Below are 21,421 nucleotides of genomic sequence, written 5' to 3' on the forward strand. Positions count from 1 at the left end.
GCTTTCCAGCGACCGCTGTTCTCATGACGCTCCCCACCAGCTCCATCACTCCGCTCGTATTCGTGACCGGCGGCGTGGTCTCTTCCCTCGGGAAGGGCATCGCCGCAGCGTCCCTGGCCGCCATCCTCGAAGCCCGCGGTCTGCGGGTGACGATGATGAAGCTCGATCCCTACATCAACGTCGATCCGGGCACGATGAGCCCGTTCCAGCACGGCGAGGTCTACGTGACCGACGACGGTGCCGAGACCGACTTGGATCTGGGCCACTACGAGCGTTTCATCAACGTCCGCCTCTCGGGCAAGAACTCGATCACCACCGGCAAGATCTACGAGAGCGTGATCCGCAAGGAGCGCCGCGGCGACTACCTGGGCGCGACGGTGCAGGTGATCCCGCACATCACCGATGCGATCAAGCGTGCGATCGACCAGGCGACCCAGGGCTTCGACGTGGCGCTGGTGGAGATCGGCGGCACCGTCGGCGACATCGAGTCGCTGCCGTTCCTGGAGGCGATCCGCCAGATCCGCACCGACCGCGGCAGCGAGAAAGCGGTGTTCATGCACCTGACGCTGGTGCCGTTCATCGCCGCGGCCGGCGAGCTCAAGACCAAGCCCACCCAGCACTCGGTCAAGGAACTGCGCTCGATCGGCATCCAGCCCGATGTGCTGCTGTGCCGCAGCGAGCAGCCGCTGCCCGACGGCGAGCGGCGCAAGATCGCCTCGTTCACCAACGTCTCCGAGAAAGCGGTGATCTCGGCGGTCGACCTGGACAATATCCACAAGATTCCGATGTGGCTGCATGCCCAGGGCCTGGACCAGTTGATCGTCCAGCGTCTGGGCCTGGATGCCAAGGCCGCGCCGACGGCCGACCTGTCGGAGTGGCTGGCCGTCGTCGACGCGGTCGAGCGCCCGCTCGACGAGGTCACGATCGCGGTCGTCGGCAAGTACGTCGACCACAAGGACGCCTACAAGTCGGTCGGCGAGGCGCTCAAGCACGGCGGCATCCGTCAGCGCACGCGCGTGAGCCTGAAGTGGATCGAATCGCAGGACATCGAGCGCGACGGCGCGGCCGCGTGGCTGGCCGATGTCGATGGCGTGCTCGTGCCCGGCGGCTTCGGCGATCGTGGTTTCGAGGGCAAGGTGCTGGCGTCCGAGTACGCGCGCACCACCGGCCTGCCGTACTTCGGCATCTGCTACGGCATGCAGGCGGCGGTGGTCGACGTCGCCCGCAATCTCGCCGGGCTCGAGGGCGCCAACAGCACCGAGAACGACCGCCAGTCGCCGCACCCGGTGATCGGCCTGATCACCGAGTGGCGCACACAGTCGGGCGAGGTCGAGCGGCGCAGCGAGACCAGCGATCTGGGTGGGACGATGCGGCTTGGCCTGCAGGAGCAGCGGCTCAAGCCCGGCACCCGCGCCCGCGCGCTCTACGGCAAGGACGTGGTCGGCGAACGCCATCGGCACCGCTACGAGTTCAACAACCGCTATCGCACCCAGCTCGAGGACGCGGGCCTGGTGATCAGCGGCAAATCGATGGACGACCTCTTGGTCGAGATGATCGAGCTGCCTGACCATCCGTGGTTCATTGCCTGCCAGGCGCATCCCGAGTTCCTGTCTACGCCGCGCACCGGCCATCCGCTGTTCGTCGGCTTTGTCCGCGCCGCGCGCGAGAAGAAGGCCGGCGGCCAACTGCTCAAGGAAGCGCAGGCGTGACCAGCGCGCCCCTGGTGGAGACGGCGCCTGCCGTGTCGACGGGGGCGCCGCGCCTGGACACCGCGCGGCTCGGCGTGTGGTTGCTGATTGCCGCGACCGCCACCTGTGGGGCGGGCTTGGCTGCGTACGTGCTCTACTTGAAAGCGAATGGGTACAGCGATGCCTATGGCATGGCGTTCGCGCCCTTCGCTCTGATCATCCTGCTCGCTGCCGCGCCGTTGGCGCTGTGCGGCGCGGCCTGTCTGCTGGGCTCGGGCATCGCCCGGGTCTGGCGCCTGCTTGGAGAACTCGAGTGAATCTTTGCGGCTTCGATGTCGGTCTCGACCGGCCGTTTTTCCTGATCGCCGGTCCCTGCGTGATCGAGAGCGAGCAATTGCAACTCGACGTCGCCGGCCAGCTCAAGGAGATCACCGGCGCGCTGGGCATCCCCTTCATCTTCAAGTCCAGCTTCGACAAGGCCAACCGCACCTCCGGCACCAGCTTCCGCGGCCCGGGCATGGAGGAGGGGCTGCGGGTGCTGGCCGAGGTCAAGCGGCAGATCGGCGTGCCGGTGCTCACCGATGTCCACGAGTACACGCCGATGGACGAGGTCGCCAGCGTCGTCGACGTGCTCCAGACCCCCGCCTTCCTGGTGCGCCAGACCGACTTCATCAAGAAGGTCTGCAGCGCCGGCAAGCCGGTCAACATCAAGAAGGGGCAGTTCCTCTCGCCGTGGGACATGAAGCCGGTCGTCGACAAGGCCAAGTCCACCGGCAACGACGCGATCATGGTCTGCGAGCGCGGCGCGAGCTTCGGCTACAACAACCTGGTCTCGGACATGCGCTCGCTTGCGGTGATGCGCGACACCGGCTGCCCGGTCGTGTTCGACGCCACCCATTCGGTGCAGTTGCCGGGCGGGCAGGGCACCTCCAGCGGCGGCCAGCGCGAGTTCGTGCCGGTGCTGGCGCGCGCGGCGGTCGCGGTCGGCGTCGCCGGCGTGTTCATGGAAACCCACCCGCGGCCGGCCGAAGCGCTCAGCGACGGTCCCAATGCCTGGCCGCTGGACCGGATGCGCGCGCTGCTGGAGACCATGCTCGAGCTCGACGCGGTCACCAAGCGCCACGGCCTGCTCGAATCCGAGGTCTAAACGGCCCGGTGCAGGCGGGAGCGCGGACCGACGGATCCACCGGTCCTGCGCCGCGCCCCGCACCGATCCGTCCCATCGGCGGACGTCTGCAGCCACAATGCGTCTTCCTCACTTCTCCGTCCAACACGACACAGCGAGCCCATGACCACAATCGCCAAGATCCACGCCCGTGAAATCCTCGACTCGCGCGGCAACCCGACCCTGGAAGCGGAAGTCACCCTGGCCGATGGCAGCTTCGGCCGCGCGATGGTGCCCTCGGGCGCTTCGACCGGTGCACGCGAGGCGGTGGAGCTGCGCGATGGCGACCGCACCCGCTACCTGGGCAAGGGCGTGACCAAGGCGGTGGCCAACGTCAACGGCGCGATCGCCGAGGCGCTGACCGGCTTCGATGCGGCCGATCAGGCCGGGCTGGACAAGCGGCTGATCGACCTCGACGGCACCGAGAACAAGGGTCGGCTGGGCGCGAACGCACTGCTGGGCGTATCGCTGGCGAACGCGCACGCGCTCGCCGCCTCGAAGAAGGTGCCGCTGTGGAAGCACCTGGCCGATATCGATGTGACGCAAGTGGCTGCCGTCCATGGCGCAACGGGATCGGCTTCGGATGGCCCCGCCCGGCCATCCGTGGCCGGGCGCTCGCAGGCGCAGCCGTCGCCGGAGGGGCGACGGCTCAACGCGCCCACTCTCCCAGTGCCGATGATGAACATCATCAACGGCGGCGCGCACGCCGACAACAATGTCGACTTCCAGGAGTTCATGGTCCTGCCGGTCGGCTTTTCGAGCTTCTCCGAGTCGCTGCGCGCCGGCACCGAGATCTTCCACGCGCTCAAGTCAGTGCTCAAGGGGCACGGCCTGAGCACGGCAGTGGGCGACGAGGGGGGCTTCGCGCCGGACTTCCGCAGCAACGTCGAGGCGCTCGACACCATTCTCGAGGCGATCGGCAAGGCCGGCTACGCCGCGGGCGAGGACGTGCTGCTGGGCCTGGACGTGGCCTCGAGCGAGTTCCACGACAACGGCAAGTACCACTTGGTGGGCGAGGGCAAGCGCCTGAGCGGCGAGCAGTTCGTCGACTTCCTCGCCGACTGGGCCGCGCAGTACCCGATCGTCACGATCGAGGATGGCATGGCCGAGGACGATTGGGCGGGCTGGAAGCTGCTGACCGAGCGCATCGGTCAGAAGGTGCAGCTGGTCGGCGACGATCTGTTCGTGACCAACCCGCGCATCTTCAAGGAAGGCATCGACTCGCAGACCGCGAACGCCATCCTGATCAAGGTCAACCAGATCGGTACGTTGAGCGAGACCCTCGAGGCGATCGCGATGGCCGACGCGGCCGGTTATGCGGCGATCGTCTCCCACCGTTCCGGCGAGACCGAGGACACGACGATTGCCGACATCGCGGTCGCCACCACCGCCACGCAGATCAAGACCGGCTCGCTGTGCCGCAGCGACCGCGTCGCCAAGTACAACCAGTTGCTGCGGATCGAGGAGGCGTTGGGCGGCCAGGCTCGCTACGCCGGCCGCGACGCGTTCGTCTCGCTCAAGCGCTGATCCCGGACCACCGCCATGCGCGCGATCCTCGTCGTCCTGCTGATGCTAACCGTACTGCTGGGATGGTTGCAGTACCGGCTGTGGTACGGCGTCGGCGGGACGACGCAGGTCGAGGAGTTGCGTGCGCGGGTCGAGGCGCAGGCCCGGCAGAACGAGGGCCTGCAGCAGCGCAACGACGCGCTGGCTGCCGAGGTCGCCGACCTGAAGTCCGGCGAGGCCGCGATCGAGGAGCGCGCGCGGGGCGAACTGGGCATGATCAAGCCCGGCGAAACCTTCTACCGCGTGGTCGACGATGTGCGGGTGGCGCCGTTGCCGGCCGAGCACACGGCCGCTCCGGACGCCGACGACGGAGATCCCCGATGATCGCCGAACCCGCGCGCGGCGGCCTGTGGGCGATCGTGCCCGCCGCCGGGCGCGGGACGCGTTTCGGTGGCGACGTGCCCAAGCAATACCTGGAGGTCGGGGGCCGCAGCGTGCTGGCGCATACGTTGGCATGTCTTGCCGGCCACCCGGGCGTGGCGGGCATCGTGCTGGTGCTGGCCGCCGCCGATGCCGTGGACCTCGATGGCCTGCGGGCTGGGCTGGGCGACACGCCGCTGCTGCGGGCCGATGGGGGCGACAGTCGCGCCGATTCGGTGCTCGCCGGGCTGCATGCGCTGCCCGACACCGTGCGCGCGGACGATTTCGTGCTCGTCCACGACGCCGCGCGGCCCAATCTCGCCGCCGCCGATCTCGACGCGTTGCTCGAGCGCGGGCGCACCGATCCGGTCGGGGCCATTCTGGCCGCGCCGGTGCGCGACACCCTCAAGCGGGCCGGCGACGATGGCGGCATCGACCGCACCGAGCCGCGCGAGCGGCTGTGGCGCGCGTTGACCCCGCAGTTGTTCCGGCGCCTGCAACTGGGACGTGCGCTCGAAGCAGCGCATGCTGCCGGCATCGTCGTCACCGACGAGGCGATGGCGATGGAGCGCCAGGGAGCCCGCCCGTTGTTGGTCGAGGGCCGCGACGACAACTTCAAGATCACCACCCCGGCCGATCTGGCGCGCTTCGCGTTCGAGCTCTCCCAGCGCGGCTGAGGCTGCGTCTGGCACGGCGCAGCGCGCTGCGCTTGCCTTGCCGTCGAACCGTGGCAAGCTGCGGCCCCCTTCCCCGCAGGTGCGCACCATGTCCGACACGCCCCGTTTTCGCATCGGCCAGGGCTTCGACGTCCACGCTTTCGGCGATGGCGACCACGTGATGATTGGCGGCGTGCGCGTCCCGCACACGCGCGGCGTACTCGCGCACAGCGACGGCGACGTCGCGCTGCACGCCCTGTGCGATGCGATGCTCGGCGCGCTCGGGCTGGGCGACATCGGCGTGCATTTCCCGCCCAGCGACGACCGCTGGAAGGGCGCCGACAGCCGCGCCCTGCTGCGGCACTGCAATACGCTGATCGGCGAGCGCGGCTGGCGGGTCGGCAATGCCGACGTCACCGTGATCTGCGAACGGCCGAAGATCGGCCCGCACGCGCAGGCCATGCGCGAGGCGATCGCCGCCGACCTTGCGATCACGCTCGACTGTGTCAGCGTCAAGGCCACGACCAGCGAAACGCTTGGCTTCACCGGTCGTGGCGAGGGCATCGCCGCGCAGGCCGCCTGCCTGCTCGTGTCCGCGTGAGCACGCCTGCGCTGCCGCGCGCCCACGGGCAGGCGGCGCTGTCGGCGACGATCCGCCAGGACGCCGAGGATTTCCGGGTCGACGAGCTCGATGCGTTCGCGCCTTCGGGCAGCGGCGAGCACCTGCTGCTGACGATCGAAAAGCGCGGCATGAACACCGCTTTCGTCGCGCGGCTGCTCGCGCAGTGGGCCAGGGTCGACGAGCGCGCGGTCGGCTATGCCGGGCTCAAGGACCGGCACGCGCTGACCACCCAGCGCTTCACCGTGCAGTTGCCCGGGCGCGAGGACCCGGACATCGCGGCGCTCGAGGCGATGGGCGAGGGCGCCGGTCAGGCGCTGCGGGTGCTGGCGAGCTCGCGGCACGCGCGCAAGCTGCCGCGCGGCGCGTTGGCCGGCAACCGCTTCGCGCTGACCTTGCGCGACGTGGCTGGCGAGCGCTCGGCGATCGAGGCGCGGTTGCACACGATCGCCGCCGAGGGCGTGCCCAACTACTTCGGCGAGCAGCGCTTCGGCCATGGCGGCGGCAATGTCGACAAGGCGCTGGCCTTCTTCGCCGCGCCGCGCCGGCGGCTGGGCCGCGAGCAGCGTGCGCTGCTGCTGTCGTCGGCGCGCTCGGCGCTGTTCAACCAGGTCCTGGCGGCGCGGGTGACGGCCGGCACCTGGGCGACCGGCTGCGAGGGCGAGGTGTGGATGCTCGACGGCAGCCGCAGTGTCTTCGGTCCCGAGCCATGGGGCGAGGCGCTGGCCGCGCGGGCCGCCGCGCACGACATCCATCCCACCGGGCCGCTGTGGGGCCGGGGCGAGACGCGGGCGGTTGGCGCTGCGCGTGAGATCGAGATGGCGGCGCTGGCCGACGCGCGCGCGCGCGCGCTGCGCGAGGGGCTCGAGCGCGCCGGTCTGAGCCAGGAGCGCCGCGCGACCCGCCTGCTGCCCGGCACGTTGGCGTGGGCCTGGCAGGGCGAGGCCGTGCTGCAGTTGGCATTCGCACTGCCGCCCGGCTGCTATGCGACCGCGGTGCTCGCCGAACTGGGCACCATTGCCAACGCCGCCGCGCCGCGGTCCCTGCCGGCGGCACCGGCCGACTGAAGCGCGCGTGGGGACTTGCTCGGGCGCGGGTTAGTAGTAATACTACTCACCATGGACCTGTCGCCGACCCAGCACGCGATCCTCGACATGATCGCCGACCGCATCGAGAACGAGGGCATGCCGCCCTCGCAGACCGAGATCGCCCGCGCCTTCGGATTCAGCGGCGTCCGCGCCGCGCAGTACCACCTCGATGCACTCGAGGCCGCTGGTGCCATCGAGCGGCTGCCCGGCCGTGCACGCGGCATCCGCCTGCGTGTCGCGCCGCAGGCGGCGGTACTGGCGGAAGTGGTGTCGGGCGACGCGCTGCGGTTGCCGGTGCTCGGGCAGGTCGCTGCCGGCACGCCGATCGGCGCCCACGCGCCCGACGACATGCCCACCCCGGACGACTACATCGTCCTGGACCGCGTGCTGTTCTCGCCGTCGCCCGACTACCTGCTCAAGGTCAAGGGCGATTCGATGCGCGAGGAAGGCATCTTCGAGGGCGACCTGATCGGCGTGCACCGCACGCGCGACGCGCAGTCGGGCCAGATCGTCGTCGCCCGGCTCGACGACGCGATCACCGTCAAGCTGCTGAAGATCGGCAAGGATCGGATCCGTCTGCTGCCGCGCAATCCCGACTACGCCCCGATCGAGGTGCTGCCCGACCAGGATTTCGCGATCGAGGGCCTGTACTGCGGCCTCGTCAGGCCCAACCGGTGACGGCCGCCCGATGCCTCGGATGACGTCCGATCGCCGACGGGGCGTTCCCCGAAGCTCGCGTGCGGATTCCCCCGCTGTCCTGCGCGCCGATGGCGGCGCAGGATCGAGATCACCGCATCGCGTCGCAGCCCGTGCGATCCACGCCTGCGACGATGCCTTCAACTTCCTGGAACACGAATGACAAGGACCACCACGATGGACGAGAACAAGAAGCGCGCGCTCGCAGCTGCCCTGGGCCAGATCGAGAAGCAGTTCGGCAAGGGCTCGGTAATGCGCATGGGCGACGGCAGCGCCGAGGCGGCCGAGGTCATTGGCACCGGCTCGCTGCAGCTCGATCTCGCGCTCGGCATCGGCGGCCTGCCCAAGGGCCGTGTGGTCGAGATCTACGGCCCCGAGTCCTCGGGCAAGACCACACTGACGCTGCAGACGATCGCCCAGTGCCAGAAGGCCGGTGGCACCGCGGCGTTCATCGACGCCGAGCACGCGCTCGACCCCACCTACGCCACCAAGCTCGGCGTCAATCTCGACGACCTGCTGGTGTCGCAGCCCGATACCGGCGAGCAGGCGCTGGAGATCGCCGACATGCTGGTGCGCTCCAACGCCGTCGATATGGTCGTCGTCGACTCGGTCGCCGCGCTCACGCCCAAGGCCGAGATCGAAGGCGAGATGGGCGATCAGCTGCCCGGCCTGCAGGCGCGCCTGATGAGCCAGGCGCTGCGCAAGCTCACCGGCAACATCAAGCGCAGCAACTGCATGGTGATCTTCATCAACCAGCTGCGCATGAAGATCGGCATCATGATGCCGGGCCAGAGTCCGGAAACCACCACCGGTGGCAACGCGCTCAAGTTCTACGCCTCGGTCCGCCTAGACATCCGCCGCATCGGCGCGATCAAGAAGGGCGACGAGATCATCGGCAACCAGACGCGTATCAAGGTCGTCAAGAACAAGATGGCGCCGCCGTTCAAGCAGATCGTCACCGAGATCCTCTACGGCGAGGGCATCAGCCGCGAGGGCGAGCTGATCGACATGGGCGTGGAAGCCAAGCTGGTCGACAAGGCTGGCGCCTGGTACAGCTGCGGCGACGAGCGCATCGGACAGGGCAAGGAGAACGCGCGCCAGTACCTCAAGGACAACCCGGAAGTCGCCGCCCGGATCGAGGCCGCGCTGCGCGAGCGGCTGATGCCGGCGGTTGTGGTGGCAGGCGATGGCGAAGACGCCGCCGACGACTGAGGCGAGCGCCGGAGGCGCCCGGTTGGCGTCCGGCATCGGGGACCACGATGGTTCCGTGCCGGACGTCGGGCGGGGCAGCGCGTTGGCGGCCGACGAGGGGGATGCGATCGAGGCTGCGCCCCCGCGTCGGCGTGGTCGGCAGATAACGCCTGCGCAGCGGGCGCTGTCGTTGTTGGTGCGGCGTGAGCACTCGCAGTTGGAACTGCGGCGCAAGCTGGTGGCCAAAGGCGTCGAGACCGAAGACGCCGACGCCGCGGTCGAGCGGATGACCCGCGAGGGCTGGCAGGACGACACCCGGTTTGCGGCCAGCCTGGCGCGCTCGCGCGCCGGTAATGGCTACGGGCCGCTGCGCATCGAGGCCGAACTGGCGATGCACCAACTCGATTCGGCTCAGGTCGTCGCCGCCTTCGAAGCACTGGACGAGGACGGCGAGGGCGACTGGCAGGCCCGGGCTTGCGACCTGCTGGCCCGACGCTACGACGGGGCCGCGCTCCAGGCCGATCCGGCGCTCCGGCGCAAGGCGGTGGATTTCCTGCTCCGGCGCGGGTTCGGCGGCGAGGTCGCCTACGCGGCGGTCCGGCGTCTGCGCGAGGCGTGAATCTCCGGCGGCGCCGATGGCGCCTGGGCGGACGGTTGGGCCATCGAAGGCGGCCGGCCTGCTAATCTTGCCGTTCTTGGGCGCGAGTTCCGGACCGGCCCCGCCAACGGCGGTGATTCCCGGCCTGGGGCATGCCCGTCCCGTCACGCCAGGCACATGACCACGCACAGCTCCACGACCGCGCAGATCCGCAGCGATTTCATCGAGTTCTTCCGCAGCAAGGGCCACACCATCGTGCCATCGGCACCCTTGGTGCCGGGCAACGATCCCACGCTGCTGTTCACCAACTCCGGCATGGTGCAGTTCAAGGATGTGTTCCTGGGCGCGGAAAAGCGCAGCTATGTGCGTGCGGCGGACGTACAGCGCTGTCTGCGCGCGGGCGGCAAGCACAACGATCTCGATGCGGTGGGCTACACCGCGCGTCACCACACGTTCTTCGAGATGCTGGGCAACTGGTCGTTCGGCGACTACTTCAAGAAGGACGCGATCGCCTGGGCCTGGGAGCTGCTGACCCAGGTCTGGAAGCTGCCGGCCGAGCGTCTGCTGGTCACCGTCTATCAGACCGATGACGAGGCGTACGCGCTGTGGCGCGACATGGTCGGCGTGCCGGAGGACCGCATCGTCCGCATCGGCGACAACAAAGGGGCGCCGTTCGCTTCCGACAATTTCTGGCAGATGGCCGACACCGGCCCCTGCGGGCCGTGCACCGAGATCTTCTACGACCACGGCGCGCACATTCCCGGTGGGCCGCCCGGTTCGCCCGACGAGGACGGCGACCGTTTCATCGAGATCTGGAACCTGGTGTTCATGCAGTTCGACCGCCAGGCTGACGGTACGCTGGCGCCGCTGCCTGCGCCGTGCGTGGACACCGGTATGGGCCTGGAGCGCCTGGCGGCGATCCTGCAGGGCGTGCACAGCAACTACGAGATCGATCTGTTCCAGGCGCTGATCCGCAAGGCCGCCGAGCTCACCGGCACCGCGGACCTGGAGAACAAGTCGCTGCGCGTGATCGCCGATCACATCCGCGCCTGCAGCTTCCTGATCGTCGACGGTGTGCTGCCGTCCAACGAAGGGCGCGGCTACGTGCTGCGCCGGATCATCCGCCGCGCATTGCGTCACGGCTGGATGCTGGGCGTCCGTCAGCCGTTCTTCCACGCGATGGTGGACACGCTCGATGCGGCGATGGGCGAGGCCTATCCCGAACTGCGCGACAAGCGCACGCTGGTCGAACGCGCACTGCGCGCCGAAGAGGAGCGCTTTGCCGAGACGCTCGATGCCGGCATGCGCATCTTCGATGAGGTCGCCGCCCGCAGCCAGGGCGCGATTCCCGGCGAGGATGCGTTCCGGCTCTACGACACCTACGGCTTCCCGCTGGATCTGACGGCCGACATCGCGCGCGAGCGCGGGCTCGAGGTCGACATGACCGGCTTCGACGCCGCGATGCAGCGTCAGCGCGAAACCGCGCGCGCGGCCGGACGCTTCGCATCGGGTACGGCGCTGCCGGCCGAACTGGTTGCGCAGCTTTCGCCGACCGCGTTTGTCGGCTACGACGCCACGCAGGCCGACGGCCTGGAGGTCGTCGCGCTGCTCAAGAGCGGCCGGCCGGTCGATGCGATCGAGGCGGGTGACGAGGCGGTGGTGATCCTGGACCGCACGCCGTTCTATGGCGAGTCGGGCGGGCAGGTCGGTGACACCGGCGTGCTCGAGGCTGAGGGGCTGCGCTTCGAGGTCGGCGACACACAGAAGCTCGCCGGTCAGTTCCATGGCCACCTGGGGCGACTCGCCAACGGTGCGCTGCGGCGTGGCGACCGTGTGCGCGGCGCGGTGGATGTCGAGCGCCGCGGCACGATCGTACTCAACCACAGTGCGACCCACCTGCTGCATGGCGCGCTGCGCGAGCTGCTCGGCACGCACGTCGCGCAGAAGGGCTCGCTGGTGGCGCCGGAGCGGCTTCGCTTCGACTTCTCGCATTTCCAGCCGGTCGCAGCCGAGGAACTGGCCGAGATCGAGCGCCGGGTCAACGTCGAGGTCCGGGCGAACCATCCGGTCTCGATCGAGCAGATGGACATGCAGGCCGCGCTCGACGCCGGCGCGATGGCGTTGTTCGGCGAGAAGTACGGCGAGCGCGTCCGCGTGGTCACGATGGGCGAGTCGGTCGAGCTGTGCGGCGGCACCCACGTCGACCGGACCGGCCGCATCGGGCTGTTCAAACTGGTGTCCGAGGGCGGTGTGTCGGCCGGCGTGCGACGGATCGAGGCGCTGACCGGCCAGGCGGCGCTCGACCATGTGCGTGCCGAGGAGGATCGCCTGCGTCAGGCGGCGGGCCTGCTGGGCGGCACCGGTGCGGAGGTCGGCGAGCGGCTGCGGGCGCTGCTCGACCGGCAGAAGCAGCTCGAGCGCGAGCTCGATACGCTCAAGGCCAAGGCGGCCAGCGGTGCGACGGCGGACCTCGCCACGGGCGCGGTCGACGTGGGCGGTATCCACGTGGTGGCTGCACGCGTCGAAGGACTGGATGCGAAGGCACTGCGCGATGCGGTCGATCGGCTCAAACAGCAGCTGGGCGATGCGGTCATCGTGCTTGCCGGCGCCAGCAATGGACGTGCGGCGCTGGTTGCAGGTGTGTCCGGCAAGGCGAGCGGACGCGTCAAGGCCGGCGAATTGTTGTCGGAGATCGCAGGACGGATCGGCGGCAAGGGCGGTGGACGTCCTGATCTGGCGCAGGGTGGCGGCGAGGATGGCCCCGCACTGCGCTCGGCCCTGGCCGAGGTCGGGGCCTGGGTCGGGGCGCGGATCGGATAAGCGCACGCTAAACACGTTTCGGGCCCGGTTGACCAGCCGCGTTCGAGACGACATCCTTCACGGTTCAATTGGTCTGTAATCGGTTCCCAAGGTCGAGAACGGTCCGAATTGCAGGCCACGCCGGTGGGGCGTTCCACGCCGGCCTCAGGAGATTTCTATGTTGATTCTGACCCGTCGCGTCGGTGAGACGTTGATGATTGGGGACTCGGTTTCGGTAACGGTACTGGGCGTGAAGGGCAACCAGGTGCGCATTGGCATCACTGCGCCCAAGGATGTCGCCGTCCACCGCGAGGAGATCTACCAGCGGATCCACCGCGGCGAAGGCGTCGACGCACAGGCCGATGTGGACGAGGATTTGCCGCAGGCGAGGTGAGTCGGTATCCTTCGCACCGCGTCGAGCAATTCATCGCCTGACGTGATGTTTCGGAGAGTTGCCCGAGAGGCCGAAGGGGCTCCCCTGCTAAGGGAGTATGGGGTCAAAAGCTCCATCGAGGGTTCGAATCCCTCACTCTCCGCCATTGCCTGGATTCCGACGTCGGCGACACCGACGAAAGAAAAAAATCTTCGCAAAGGCATTGACGGAATTTCGCTTTACCTGCAAAATTCCGCTCCTGTTCAAGGCGCCCGTAGCTCAGTTGGATAGAGCACCAGGCTACGAACTTGGGGGTCGGAGGTTCGAATCCTTCCGGGCGCGCCAGAACAAACAGAGAAGCCGGCGAGAGATCGTCGGCTTTTTTGTTGCCTGTCGTTTCGCTCGTGCCGAAGTTCGCGCTATGGCCCGGATCTGCGGACCCGCATCGTCGACAGGCCGGTTCGACGACGCCCGGCGCGCGAGACGTCCAACGCGCGAGACGTCCGGCGCGCGACGTTGCCGCAATCGCGCTTCTGTACATCGCATCTCTCCAGGTTCGCGCACTTCGCCGCCGACGCCATGGCGACCGGCGCGCGCGGCCGCGGGCTGCGTGATCGCGCGCTGCCGCGCGTGTGCATATCCGCGCTTTTCCGACGCACCGGGCATGCCGGCGCGCCGGTTGCAGCGCTTAGCCGCGGTCGAGATCGAACGCGATGGGAACGACGCCGATCGCTTCGATCGGGCGCCCGTCGCGCATGGCCGGCTGGAACGTCCAGTGCCGCTGCACCTGACGCAGCGCGGCCTGGTCGAGGTCGCGATGCCCGCTGCTGCGGTGCACGCGCACCGACAACGGCCGCCCATCGATGCCGACGTGCACCTCGAGCTGCACCACGCCGGTATGGCCGGCGCGCAGCGAAGCGCGCGGATAGGACGGCGGTGGCGCGGCGGCGTACTGCAGTTGCACGCCGCTCGCAGGTGCGCTCAGTGCCGGGGGCGCCACCGCGCCATCGGTGCCGGGCGCGGGCGCCGCAAACGGGCTGGGCATGGGCTCGACGACGGCGGCGGCATCGACCGCGGGTGCCACCGCGACCGGTGCCGCCGTGGCGATGGCCGGTGGCAGCGGTCGTGGTGCGACGATCTCGCGGGTCTCGGGCGGGCGCGGCGGCGTCGGCGGCGGAGGCGTCAGCCAACGGAAGTCGAGCTGCGGCGCGGCATCGGGAAGGGAGAGCCGGTCGCCGCCGCCGGTGGGCACCAGCAGCACCGACAACACGACTGCATTGAAGGCGAGGGTGCCGGCGATGCCGACGATCCGGACCGGGTCCGGACGGCGGTCCGGATTCGCGAAGCCCCGCATGCGGGGAGCGGTCTGCTGCAGCACCATGCGCCACCTCCTGTCGTGCCGGCCGGGCGGCCAGCGGAAGCGTGGCGACCCGGGGGCAGGCAGCGCCGCACACGGTCGCCGTGTCTGTTTGCAGCCTGGGCACCGATCTTGTGTCCAGACAAGCGGCCGGCGACGAGTGGTCGTTGCCGGCGGACGGGCGGTCCGGTCACGCGCGGCGCGCGACCGGATCCGCCGGTACGTCAGTCGCCGGGCATGCGTTCGGGTTCGCGGTCGAGGCCGCCTTCGTCCGGATTGCGCTTGCGCTCGGGGGCGGGTTGCCGTGCGTCCTCGCGGTCGCGCGGATGGTTTTCCGAGTAGCCCGGCGTTTGGCCGGGCTTGGGCGGTGCGGCGGGCGGCGTGTCCTTGCGGCTCATGTCAGCGCCCGAGTTCGAACACGACGTTGAGATTCGCGCTGAGCGTGCTCTCGCCAGGCGCGATCGGGGTGGAGGCGTCCTGCGCCATCGCGCGCATCGCCATCATCGGGCGCGGCTGGGCGAAACCGCCGCCTTCGCTGATGCTCACGATGCGCCGCACCCGCATGCCGAGCGAATTGGCGTAGAGCTCGGCGCGCTGCTGCGCCTGCTTCAGCGCTGCGGCGCGGGCTTCGTCCTCCACGGCTTGCGCATTGTCGATCTCGAACGTCGGCCCGTTGATCTGGTTGGCGCCGTTGGCGACCAGGGCATCGAGCACCGAGCCGAGCCGACGCAGGTCGCGGACCTTCAGATTGACCGTGTTGCTGGCCTGGTAGCCGGTGATCTTCGGCGGCTGGTTGTCGGCGTAGTGATACTGCGGGCTCAGGTTGATGCCCGAGGTCTGCACGTCGCGCTCGGCGATGCCGGCGGCCTTGATCGCGGCGGTGAGCCGGGTCATCTGCTCGGCGTTGGCGCGCATGGCGCCGTTGGCGTCGCCGGCTTGCGTGACCACGCCAGTCGACAGTGTGGCGATGTCGGGCACGCGGCTGGCCTCGGCCCTGGCCGAGATCGACAGCAGGGTGCCGTCTGAGGGGGCGGCGGCGACCTGATGGTCCTGGGCGGTGGCAGTCATCGAAACGGTCCCAAGGGCAAGGCTGCAGGCCAGCAGCAAGGGGCGAAGCGGATTGGGGCGCATGGTGGTCTCCAAGGACGACGGAACAAGGGTCGTCACAGGGCAGTGAACGGGTCGTGAGCCGGAACGGGGTTGATCGACTTGGCGTCGACGGCTGCGCGGCCGCTGCGCGGTATCCTTGCCCGATGTTGTATCTCGCCTCGCAATCCCCGCGCCGCCGCGCCCTGCTGGCCCGTTTCGGACTCCCTTTTGGCGTCGTCGACGTCGATGTCGTGGAGTGCCGCGATCCGGGCGAGCGCGCGGGCGACTACGTGCGCCGTGTCGCACGCGACAAGGCCGATGCCGGGCTGCGTACGCTGGCGGCCGAGCCCGGCGCGGTCGTGCTCGGCGCCGACACCGAGGTCGTCCTCGACGGTGAGGTCTTCGGCAAGCCGTGCGACGATGCCCAAGCCGCATCGATGCTGCGCAGGCTCTCGGGGCGGACCCACGAGGTGATCTCGTCGGTGGCGCTGGTCGGGGCCGATCGTCAGGCCCAGGCGACGGTGATCACGGAGGTGACCTTCGCTCCGCTCGACGAGGCGACCATCGCAGCCTATGTCGCCAGCGGCGAGCCGCGCGGCAAGGCCGGCGGCTATGCGATCCAAGGTGGCGCGGAGCTGTTCGTCGCGCGCCTGGCCGGTAGCTACTCGGGCGTGGTCGGCCTGCCGTTGCAGCAGACCGGCGCGCTGCTGGGCGATTTCGGGCTGGCCCCGCGGCCGTTCGTCGCGCAGGCGCAGGAGGCCTGATCGGGCATGTCGGAAGAGATCCTCATCAATGTCACTCCGCGCGAGACGCGCGTGGCCGTGGTCGAGAACGGCATGCTGCAGGAGCTGCACATCGAGCGCGGCTGGCGGCGCGGCGTGGTCGGCAATATCTACAAGGGCCGGGTGCAGCGGGTGATGCCGGGCATGCAGGCGGCGTTCGTCGACATCGGCCTGGAACGGGCGGCCTTCCTGCACGCCAACGACGTGATGCGTGCGCCGCAGGCCAACGGCGATGGCGACGGCGAGAGCCTGTTCCCGCCATCGGGGCCGACGCTGCCGGTCAACGAACTGCTGCGCGACGGTCAGGAGATCGTCGTCCAGGTGGTCAAGGACCCCATCGGCAGCAAGGGCGCGCGGCTGACGACCCAGATCAGCATTCCCTCGCGCTATCTCGTGCTGCTGCCGCAGTCGCGTGCGGTCGGTGTGTCGGCGCGGATCGAGGACGAGGCCGAACGGTTACGGCTCAAAACGCTGGTGTCCGAGCTCGCTGCCGCCACCGGCGGCCACGGCTACATCGTGCGCACCAATGCCGAGGGCCAGAGCGCGGAGGCGCTGGCCGAGGACATTGCCTACCTGCAGCGGGCCTGGGCGCTGATCGAGCGCACCGTCGGCGAGGCGAAGGTCGGCAGCCGGGTCTACGAGGACCTGACCCTGCCGATGCGCGCGGTGCGCGACCTGATGCGCCGCGATGTCGACAAGGTCAAGGTCGACTCGCGCGACACCTACGAGAAGCTGTGCGTGTTCGCCGCGCAGTACCTGCCGGCGCCGGGGCCGGCCGAACAGGCGCGGCTGGTGGACCGGATCGAATGCTATGCCGGGTCGCGGCCGATCTTCGACCTGTACGGCGTCGAAGACGAGATCCAGCGAGCGCTCAACAAGGAGGTCGCGCTCAAGTCCGGCGGCACCCTGGTCATCGACCAGACCGAGGCGATGACCACCGTCGACGTCAACACCGGTTCGTTCCTGGGCCAGCGCAATCTAGAGGAGACGGTGTTCCGCACCAACCTGGAGGCCGCGCAGGCGGTCGCCCGGCAACTGCGGCTGCGCAACCTGGGCGGCATCATCATCATCGACTTCATCGACATGGCCGACCCCGAGCATCGCCGCCAGGTGCTGCGCACGCTCGAAAAATCGCTCGCGCGCGACCATGCCAAGACCACCGTCTACGACTTCTCGCCGCTGGGCCTGGTCGAGATGACCCGCAAGCGCACTGTCGAGAGCCTGCAGCGCCAGCTCGGCGAATCGTGCGGCGCCTGCGGCGGCCGGGGCATCGTCAAGACCGTCGAGACGGTGACTTACGAGATCTTCCGCGAGATCGTGCGCGCAGTGCGCCAGTTCGATGCCGATCGGCTGCTGGTCATCGCCTCGCCGAAGGTCGTGGCGACGATTACCGATGAGGAGTCGGCCGCGGTCGTCGAGCTCGAGGAGTTCCTCGGCAAATCGATCCGGTTCCAGTCCGACGACCAGTACCTGCAGGAGCAGTTCGACGTTGTGCTGCTCTAGGGCACGACGATGACGGCGGCGTGGGCGAACCGCCTGCGCCGCGCGCATCTGGGCGCGTGGTACGTGGCGGCGTTGTCGGTGGTGCTGGTCGCGATCGGCGCGGTGGCGCTGGCGCAGCTGGCGTTACCGTGGGTCGAGCGCAATCCGCGCAGCGTCGAGCGCTGGCTCAGCGAACGTGCCGGCCGGCCGGTCGCATTCGAGACCCTGCGCACCCAGTGGAGCCGACGCGGACCGCTGCTGCGGGTGACCGGGCTGCGCATCGGCGAGCCGGCGACCGCGGTGCCGATCGACAGCGCCGAGATCCAGGTCACGCCGTACTCGGGCCTGCTGCCGGGCCGTTCGCTGACCGAACTGCGGATCCAGGGGCTGGCACTGACCCTCGAGCGCGACGATGACGGTGGCTGGCATGTCCGTGGCCTGCCCGGCAGCGCGACGCCCAGCGACGATCCGCTGGCCACGCTCGAAGGCCTCGGCGAGCTGCAGGTCATCGGTGCCCGGCTCACGATCGATGCGCCCTCGCTGTCGCTGCGGCACACGTTGCCGCGGGTCGATCTGCGGATGCAGGTCGACCGGCGCCGGGTGCGCGCCGCGGCCCGGGCCTGGGTCGAGGTCGACGGGGCGCCGCTGGATCTGCGGGTCGATCTGCTGCGCGACGACCTCACCGGACGGGCTTACGTCGCGATGCCGCGCAACGACCTCCAGGTCTGGTCGCCGTTGCTGGCGCCCAGTGGTGCGGCGATCGGCGAAGGCCACGGCCGGGTCGCGGCGTGGCTGGAATTGCGCGAGCGCCGGGTCGTTGCGGCCACGGCCGATATTGCGCTCGACACGCTGTCGCTACGGCGCGCAGAGCCGAGCGGGCAGGGCAGCGACGCCCAGGGTGCGGTGGCGTTCGACGGCGTGCGCGCTCAACTGCGCTGGGAGCACGAGGGCGCGGACTGGAGACTCGACGCGCCGACGCTGCGCATGGTCCAGCACGGTCGCGAGCAGACGCTCGACGGGCTCGTACTGGCTGGTGGTTCGCGCTATGCGATGCGTGCCGCACGCGTCGAAGTCGCGCCGCTGCTGGCGCTGGCCGCGCTCGGCGATGGCCTGTCGCCGTCGCTGCGCGCCTGGTTGCAGGCTGCCGCGCCGCAGGCGGTGCTCGCCGATGTCGAGGTCGCCGCGTTGCCCGGTGGCCCGGCCCGGGTCGCCGCGCGGATCGAGAACCTGGGCTTCGCGCCGGTCGGAACGACGCCCGGCCTGCACGGGCTGACCGGCACCCTGACCGGCGATGCCGATGGCCTGGTCTTCCGTCCCGATCCTCAGGCCCGGCCGGTGTTCGACTGGCCCAAGGGCTTCGGCGTGCCGCATCCGCTGCGGCTCGAGGGCGAGATCGCGGCGTGGCGCGAGGACGGCGACTGGCGCGTCGAGACACCGGCGCTGCGGATCGAAGGCGACGGCTACGCCGCGGACGTGCGCGGCGGCCTGGCGTTCCACGGCAACGGCGCACGCCCGCGCATCGATCTGGCAGCGGTGGTCGACGCGGCGCAGGTGCCGGTCGCCAAGAAGTTCTGGGTGCGCCACGAAATGCCGGCTGCCGCGATGGACTGGCTGAACATGGCACTGGTCGCCGGCACGGTCCGCGACGGCCGCGCGATCGTCTCCGGCGAGCTGGGCGACTGGCCCTTCAGCAGCGCCGACGGACACGATCGCCGGGGCGTGTTCGACGCGCGGGCGCGGATCGAAGACGCGACGATCCGCTTCCAGGACGACTGGCCGGCGCTGGAGCGGATGAGCGGGCGGGTGCATTTCGTCAACGATGGTTTCTCGGTCGAGGACGCGCATGGCGAACTGGCCGGGGTGCCGGTGCGTGCGATCGAGGCCGGGATGCAGCACTACGCGCACAGCCCGGTCGAGGTCCGCGCCACCACCCAGGCCGATGCTGGCGCGTTGCTGACGCTGATGCGGCAAAGCCCGTTCCACGCCGAGCATGCCGAGACCCTCGACAATCTCAAGGTGTCCGGTCCGGCGCGCGTCGCACTGACGCTGGCGGTGCCGCACGACGCGCCGGTGCGGCTCGACGGCAGCGTCGCGCTGGACGGCGTGTCGGCACGCGAAGGCCGCTTTGCGCTCGACTTCAGCGATGTGCGCGGCAGCGCACGCTTCGATCAGAACGGGTTTTCCGGCGAGCGGCTGGCCGCTCGCACCGAGGGGCATGTCGGCACGCTGGCGCTGCGTGCGGGCGAGGGCCATGTCCGTGACCGCGACCAGGCGTTCGAAGCCGAGCTCGCCGCCACGCTCGCGGCCAACGACCTGCTCGCACGCGCGCCCGACTTGGGCTGGTTGCGTCCCCATGTCGACGGGGCGGCGCCCTGGCAGGTGCAGGTCTCGGTCGCGCGTGCGCCCGCGCCAGGCCAGGCGCCGGCGCGCCTGCTGCTGCGTTCCGATCTTGTCGGCACGGCATTGCGGCTGCCGGCACCGCTGGCCAAACCGGCCGGCGAAGCGCTGCGCACGACGATCGATGCGTCGCTGCCGTTCGACGCCGGCGACATCGCGGTCGGATTCGGCGATCGACTCGCGGTGCGCGCGCGTGCGCGCGATGCCGGCACCGGCGTGCGCCTGACTTTCGGCAGCGGGCGTGTCGCCGAGGCGCCGCCGGCCTCGGGGATCGCGATCGGCGGGCGCACCCCGGTCATCGAACTCGCCGAGTGGATCGGATTGGCGGCCGGCGGCGACGAGGGCGCGGATGCGCCCCGCCTTGTGGGCGTGGACCTGACCGCGCTCGACCTGCGTCTGCCCGGCGCCGGTTTCGGCCAGACCCGGATCACCGCGGTCCGTCAGGGCGCCGGCACCAGCCTGCGTTTCGATGGTGCGGCGCTGGCGGGCGGCGTGCGTGTGCCCGACGCGGACGCTGCGCCGGTGGTCGCGACGCTGCAGCGCCTGCATTGGCCGATGCAGGCGCAGCCGCCGGCCGATGAACCGCGGGCAGCGCAGCCGCCGGCGTCTCCGGGCGATGCCGACACGATCGATCCGGCGACGCTGCGGCCGATCCGGCTGGCGATCGAGGACCTGCGCGTCGGCCCCCTGCAACTGGGCGCCGCCGATGGCAGCCTGGTGCGTGTGCCCGGCGGCGTTGCGCTCGATCACCTGCGGGTGCAGTCGCCGCAACACCGGATCGAGCTGCGCGGCCGCTGGACCGGACGCGGCACCGCTGCGAGCACAACGCTCGAAGCCGACCTGGAGAGCGACGACTTCGGCCGTCTGGCCTCCGGCCTGGGCTTTGCCGGCAGTATCGTCGGCGGTCAGGGGCGGGTGGACTTCGATGCCGCCTGGCCCGGCGCGCCCAACGCGTTCGCGGTCGCATCGCTGGAAGGGGCGCTGCAGGTCACGGTCAAGGACGGCCAACTGGTCGAGGTCGAGCCCGGCGCCGGACGTGTGCTGGGGCTGCTGAGCGTGGCCGAGCTGCCGCGCCGGCTGATGCTCGATTTCCGCGATTTCTTCAATCGCGGCTTCGGCTTCAGCCGGATTGCCGGCGAGATCCGCTTCGGCCAGGGCCTGGCTCGCAGCGACGGGGTCACGATCGACGGCCCGGCGGCGGAGATCCGCATCCGCGGCACCGCCGATCTGCAGGCGCGCACCCACGACCAGGACATCGAAGTGCTGCCCAAGACCGGCAACCTGCTGCCCGCGGTCGGGGCGCTGACCGCAGGCCCGGTGGGCGCGGCGGTGGGCGCGGTCGCCAACGCAGTGCTGCGGCGGCCGCTGGCCGAAATGGGCGCACGCAACTACCACGTCAGCGGCCCGTGGCAGGATCCGAAGGTCGAGGTCGTCGAGCGCCGCGATGCGCGGCCACCCGAGGCGGCGCCTGCGCCGCCGACCGGCCCTTGATCGATCGTGTGCGTCACCGGAAGG

General features: G+C 70.1%; 19 protein-coding genes and 2 tRNA genes. 18 read left to right on the top strand and 3 right to left on the bottom strand.

Annotated features, from left to right (window positions below; genetic code table 11):
• Positions 1–44: 44 nt before the first annotated feature.
• The 15 genes from ABE487_RS01055 (at position 45) to ABE487_RS01125 (ending at position 13,144) form a co-directional block, all read left to right on the top strand.
• Positions 45–1,709 carry a CTP synthase gene (locus ABE487_RS01055; protein ID WP_346448928.1) on the top strand — a complete coding sequence of 555 codons (1,665 nt, stop codon included), beginning with the start codon at positions 45–47 and terminating at the stop codon, positions 1,707–1,709.
• Positions 1,706–2,005: a hypothetical protein gene (locus tag ABE487_RS01060; protein ID WP_346450986.1), complete on the top strand. Its 300-nt coding sequence runs from the start codon at positions 1,706–1,708 to the stop codon at positions 2,003–2,005. Before ABE487_RS01055 ends, ABE487_RS01060 begins: the two co-directional genes overlap by 4 nt.
• On the top strand, positions 2,002–2,835 hold the full coding sequence (gene kdsA / locus ABE487_RS01065; protein WP_346448904.1) for a 3-deoxy-8-phosphooctulonate synthase: 834 nt from the start codon (positions 2,002–2,004) through the stop codon (positions 2,833–2,835). Before ABE487_RS01060 ends, kdsA begins: the two co-directional genes overlap by 4 nt.
• Positions 2,836–2,976: 141 nt before the next feature.
• Complete coding sequence (eno, locus tag ABE487_RS01070; protein WP_346450987.1) at positions 2,977–4,380, top strand: phosphopyruvate hydratase; 1,404 nt, start codon at positions 2,977–2,979, stop codon at positions 4,378–4,380.
• Between the two features lie 15 nt (positions 4,381–4,395).
• Positions 4,396–4,743 (top strand): cell division protein FtsB, encoded by a 348-nt coding sequence (ftsB, locus tag ABE487_RS01075; protein WP_346448907.1) that lies wholly within the window; start codon positions 4,396–4,398, stop codon positions 4,741–4,743.
• Complete coding sequence (gene ispD, locus ABE487_RS01080) at positions 4,740–5,456, top strand: 2-C-methyl-D-erythritol 4-phosphate cytidylyltransferase (protein ID WP_346443703.1); 717 nt, start codon at positions 4,740–4,742, stop codon at positions 5,454–5,456. Before ftsB ends, ispD begins: the two co-directional genes overlap by 4 nt.
• A gap of 88 nt (positions 5,457–5,544) precedes the next feature.
• Positions 5,545–6,036: a 2-C-methyl-D-erythritol 2,4-cyclodiphosphate synthase gene (gene ispF, locus ABE487_RS01085; RefSeq protein WP_346450989.1), complete on the top strand. Its 492-nt coding sequence runs from the start codon at positions 5,545–5,547 to the stop codon at positions 6,034–6,036.
• Positions 6,033–7,121 carry a tRNA pseudouridine(13) synthase TruD gene (gene truD, locus ABE487_RS01090; RefSeq protein ID WP_346450991.1) on the top strand — a complete coding sequence of 363 codons (1,089 nt, stop codon included), beginning with the start codon at positions 6,033–6,035 and terminating at the stop codon, positions 7,119–7,121. Before ispF ends, truD begins: the two co-directional genes overlap by 4 nt.
• A gap of 51 nt (positions 7,122–7,172) precedes the next feature.
• Positions 7,173–7,820 (top strand): transcriptional repressor LexA, encoded by a 648-nt coding sequence (lexA, locus tag ABE487_RS01095; protein WP_346443699.1) that lies wholly within the window; start codon positions 7,173–7,175, stop codon positions 7,818–7,820.
• 195 nt (positions 7,821–8,015) lie between these two features.
• Positions 8,016–9,050 carry a recombinase RecA gene (recA, locus tag ABE487_RS01100; RefSeq protein ID WP_346443826.1) on the top strand — a complete coding sequence of 345 codons (1,035 nt, stop codon included), beginning with the start codon at positions 8,016–8,018 and terminating at the stop codon, positions 9,048–9,050.
• Between the two features lie 106 nt (positions 9,051–9,156).
• Positions 9,157–9,648 (top strand): regulatory protein RecX, encoded by a 492-nt coding sequence (locus ABE487_RS01105; protein ID WP_346451005.1) that lies wholly within the window; start codon positions 9,157–9,159, stop codon positions 9,646–9,648.
• Positions 9,649–9,804: 156 nt separating this feature from the next.
• On the top strand, positions 9,805–12,447 hold the full coding sequence (gene alaS, locus ABE487_RS01110) for an alanine--tRNA ligase (protein ID WP_346450993.1): 2,643 nt from the start codon (positions 9,805–9,807) through the stop codon (positions 12,445–12,447).
• Positions 12,448–12,604: 157 nt separating this feature from the next.
• Positions 12,605–12,820 (top strand): carbon storage regulator CsrA, encoded by a 216-nt coding sequence (gene csrA / locus ABE487_RS01115; protein ID WP_346443696.1) that lies wholly within the window; start codon positions 12,605–12,607, stop codon positions 12,818–12,820.
• A gap of 52 nt (positions 12,821–12,872) precedes the next feature.
• A tRNA-Ser gene (locus ABE487_RS01120) sits at positions 12,873–12,965 on the top strand.
• A gap of 102 nt (positions 12,966–13,067) precedes the next feature.
• Positions 13,068–13,144, top strand: a tRNA-Arg gene (locus ABE487_RS01125).
• 343 nt (positions 13,145–13,487) lie between these two features.
• Here the strand turns inward: ABE487_RS01125 and ABE487_RS01130 are convergent.
• From ABE487_RS01130 to ABE487_RS01140, 3 genes are all read right to left on the bottom strand, one after another.
• The gene (locus ABE487_RS01130; RefSeq protein WP_346450995.1) at positions 13,488–14,180 is read right to left on the bottom strand and encodes an energy transducer TonB; all 693 of its coding nucleotides are present in this window, start codon (positions 14,178–14,180) and stop codon (positions 13,488–13,490) included.
• A gap of 200 nt (positions 14,181–14,380) precedes the next feature.
• The gene (locus tag ABE487_RS01135) at positions 14,381–14,554 is read right to left on the bottom strand and encodes a hypothetical protein (RefSeq protein WP_346443694.1); all 174 of its coding nucleotides are present in this window, start codon (positions 14,552–14,554) and stop codon (positions 14,381–14,383) included.
• Position 14,555: 1 nt separating this feature from the next.
• Complete coding sequence (locus ABE487_RS01140) at positions 14,556–15,287, bottom strand: SIMPL domain-containing protein (protein ID WP_346443693.1); 732 nt, start codon at positions 15,285–15,287, stop codon at positions 14,556–14,558.
• A 122-nt stretch (positions 15,288–15,409) separates the two neighbouring features.
• Here ABE487_RS01140 and ABE487_RS01145 point away from each other — a divergent pair, with 122 nt between their 5' ends.
• From ABE487_RS01145 to ABE487_RS01155, 3 genes are read left to right on the top strand one after another with little or no spacing between them, the layout of a single operon-like run.
• Positions 15,410–16,009: a Maf family protein gene (locus ABE487_RS01145; RefSeq protein ID WP_346443691.1), complete on the top strand. Its 600-nt coding sequence runs from the start codon at positions 15,410–15,412 to the stop codon at positions 16,007–16,009.
• Between the two features lie 6 nt (positions 16,010–16,015).
• On the top strand, positions 16,016–17,530 hold the full coding sequence (rng, locus tag ABE487_RS01150; RefSeq protein WP_346443689.1) for a ribonuclease G: 1,515 nt from the start codon (positions 16,016–16,018) through the stop codon (positions 17,528–17,530).
• 9 nt (positions 17,531–17,539) lie between these two features.
• A complete protein-coding gene (locus ABE487_RS01155; protein ID WP_346450996.1) occupies positions 17,540–21,397 on the top strand; it encodes a YhdP family protein in 3,858 nt (1,285 codons plus the stop codon).
• Positions 21,398–21,421 lie beyond the last annotated feature (24 nt).

The sequence above is a fragment of the Luteimonas sp. TWI596 genome, from assembly GCF_039674105.1.
Taxonomy (GTDB): domain Bacteria; phylum Pseudomonadota; class Gammaproteobacteria; order Xanthomonadales; family Xanthomonadaceae; genus Luteimonas.

What these genes read in the sequence shown, in the direction of transcription:
- eno (WP_346450987.1), top strand. Translation starts at nt 2,977, where the DNA reads ATGACCACAATCGCCAAGATCCACGCCCGTGAAATCCTCGACTCGCGC.
- ftsB (WP_346448907.1), top strand. Translation starts at nt 4,396, where the DNA reads ATGCGCGCGATCCTCGTCGTCCTGCTGATGCTAACCGTACTGCTGGGA.
- ispD (WP_346443703.1), top strand. Translation starts at nt 4,740, where the DNA reads ATGATCGCCGAACCCGCGCGCGGCGGCCTGTGGGCGATCGTGCCCGCC.
- ispF (WP_346450989.1), top strand. Translation starts at nt 5,545, where the DNA reads ATGTCCGACACGCCCCGTTTTCGCATCGGCCAGGGCTTCGACGTCCAC.
- lexA (WP_346443699.1), top strand. Translation starts at nt 7,173, where the DNA reads ATGGACCTGTCGCCGACCCAGCACGCGATCCTCGACATGATCGCCGAC.
- recA (WP_346443826.1), top strand. Translation starts at nt 8,016, where the DNA reads ATGGACGAGAACAAGAAGCGCGCGCTCGCAGCTGCCCTGGGCCAGATC.
- alaS (WP_346450993.1), top strand. Translation starts at nt 9,805, where the DNA reads ATGACCACGCACAGCTCCACGACCGCGCAGATCCGCAGCGATTTCATC.
- csrA (WP_346443696.1), top strand. Translation starts at nt 12,605, where the DNA reads ATGTTGATTCTGACCCGTCGCGTCGGTGAGACGTTGATGATTGGGGAC.
- ABE487_RS01130 (WP_346450995.1), bottom strand. Translation starts at nt 14,180, where the DNA reads ATGGTGCTGCAGCAGACCGCTCCCCGCATGCGGGGCTTCGCGAATCCG.
- ABE487_RS01135 (WP_346443694.1), bottom strand. Translation starts at nt 14,554, where the DNA reads ATGAGCCGCAAGGACACGCCGCCCGCCGCACCGCCCAAGCCCGGCCAA.
- ABE487_RS01140 (WP_346443693.1), bottom strand. Translation starts at nt 15,287, where the DNA reads ATGCGCCCCAATCCGCTTCGCCCCTTGCTGCTGGCCTGCAGCCTTGCC.
- ABE487_RS01145 (WP_346443691.1), top strand. Translation starts at nt 15,410, where the DNA reads ATGTTGTATCTCGCCTCGCAATCCCCGCGCCGCCGCGCCCTGCTGGCC.
- rng (WP_346443689.1), top strand. Translation starts at nt 16,016, where the DNA reads ATGTCGGAAGAGATCCTCATCAATGTCACTCCGCGCGAGACGCGCGTG.
- ABE487_RS01155 (WP_346450996.1), top strand. Translation starts at nt 17,540, where the DNA reads ATGACGGCGGCGTGGGCGAACCGCCTGCGCCGCGCGCATCTGGGCGCG.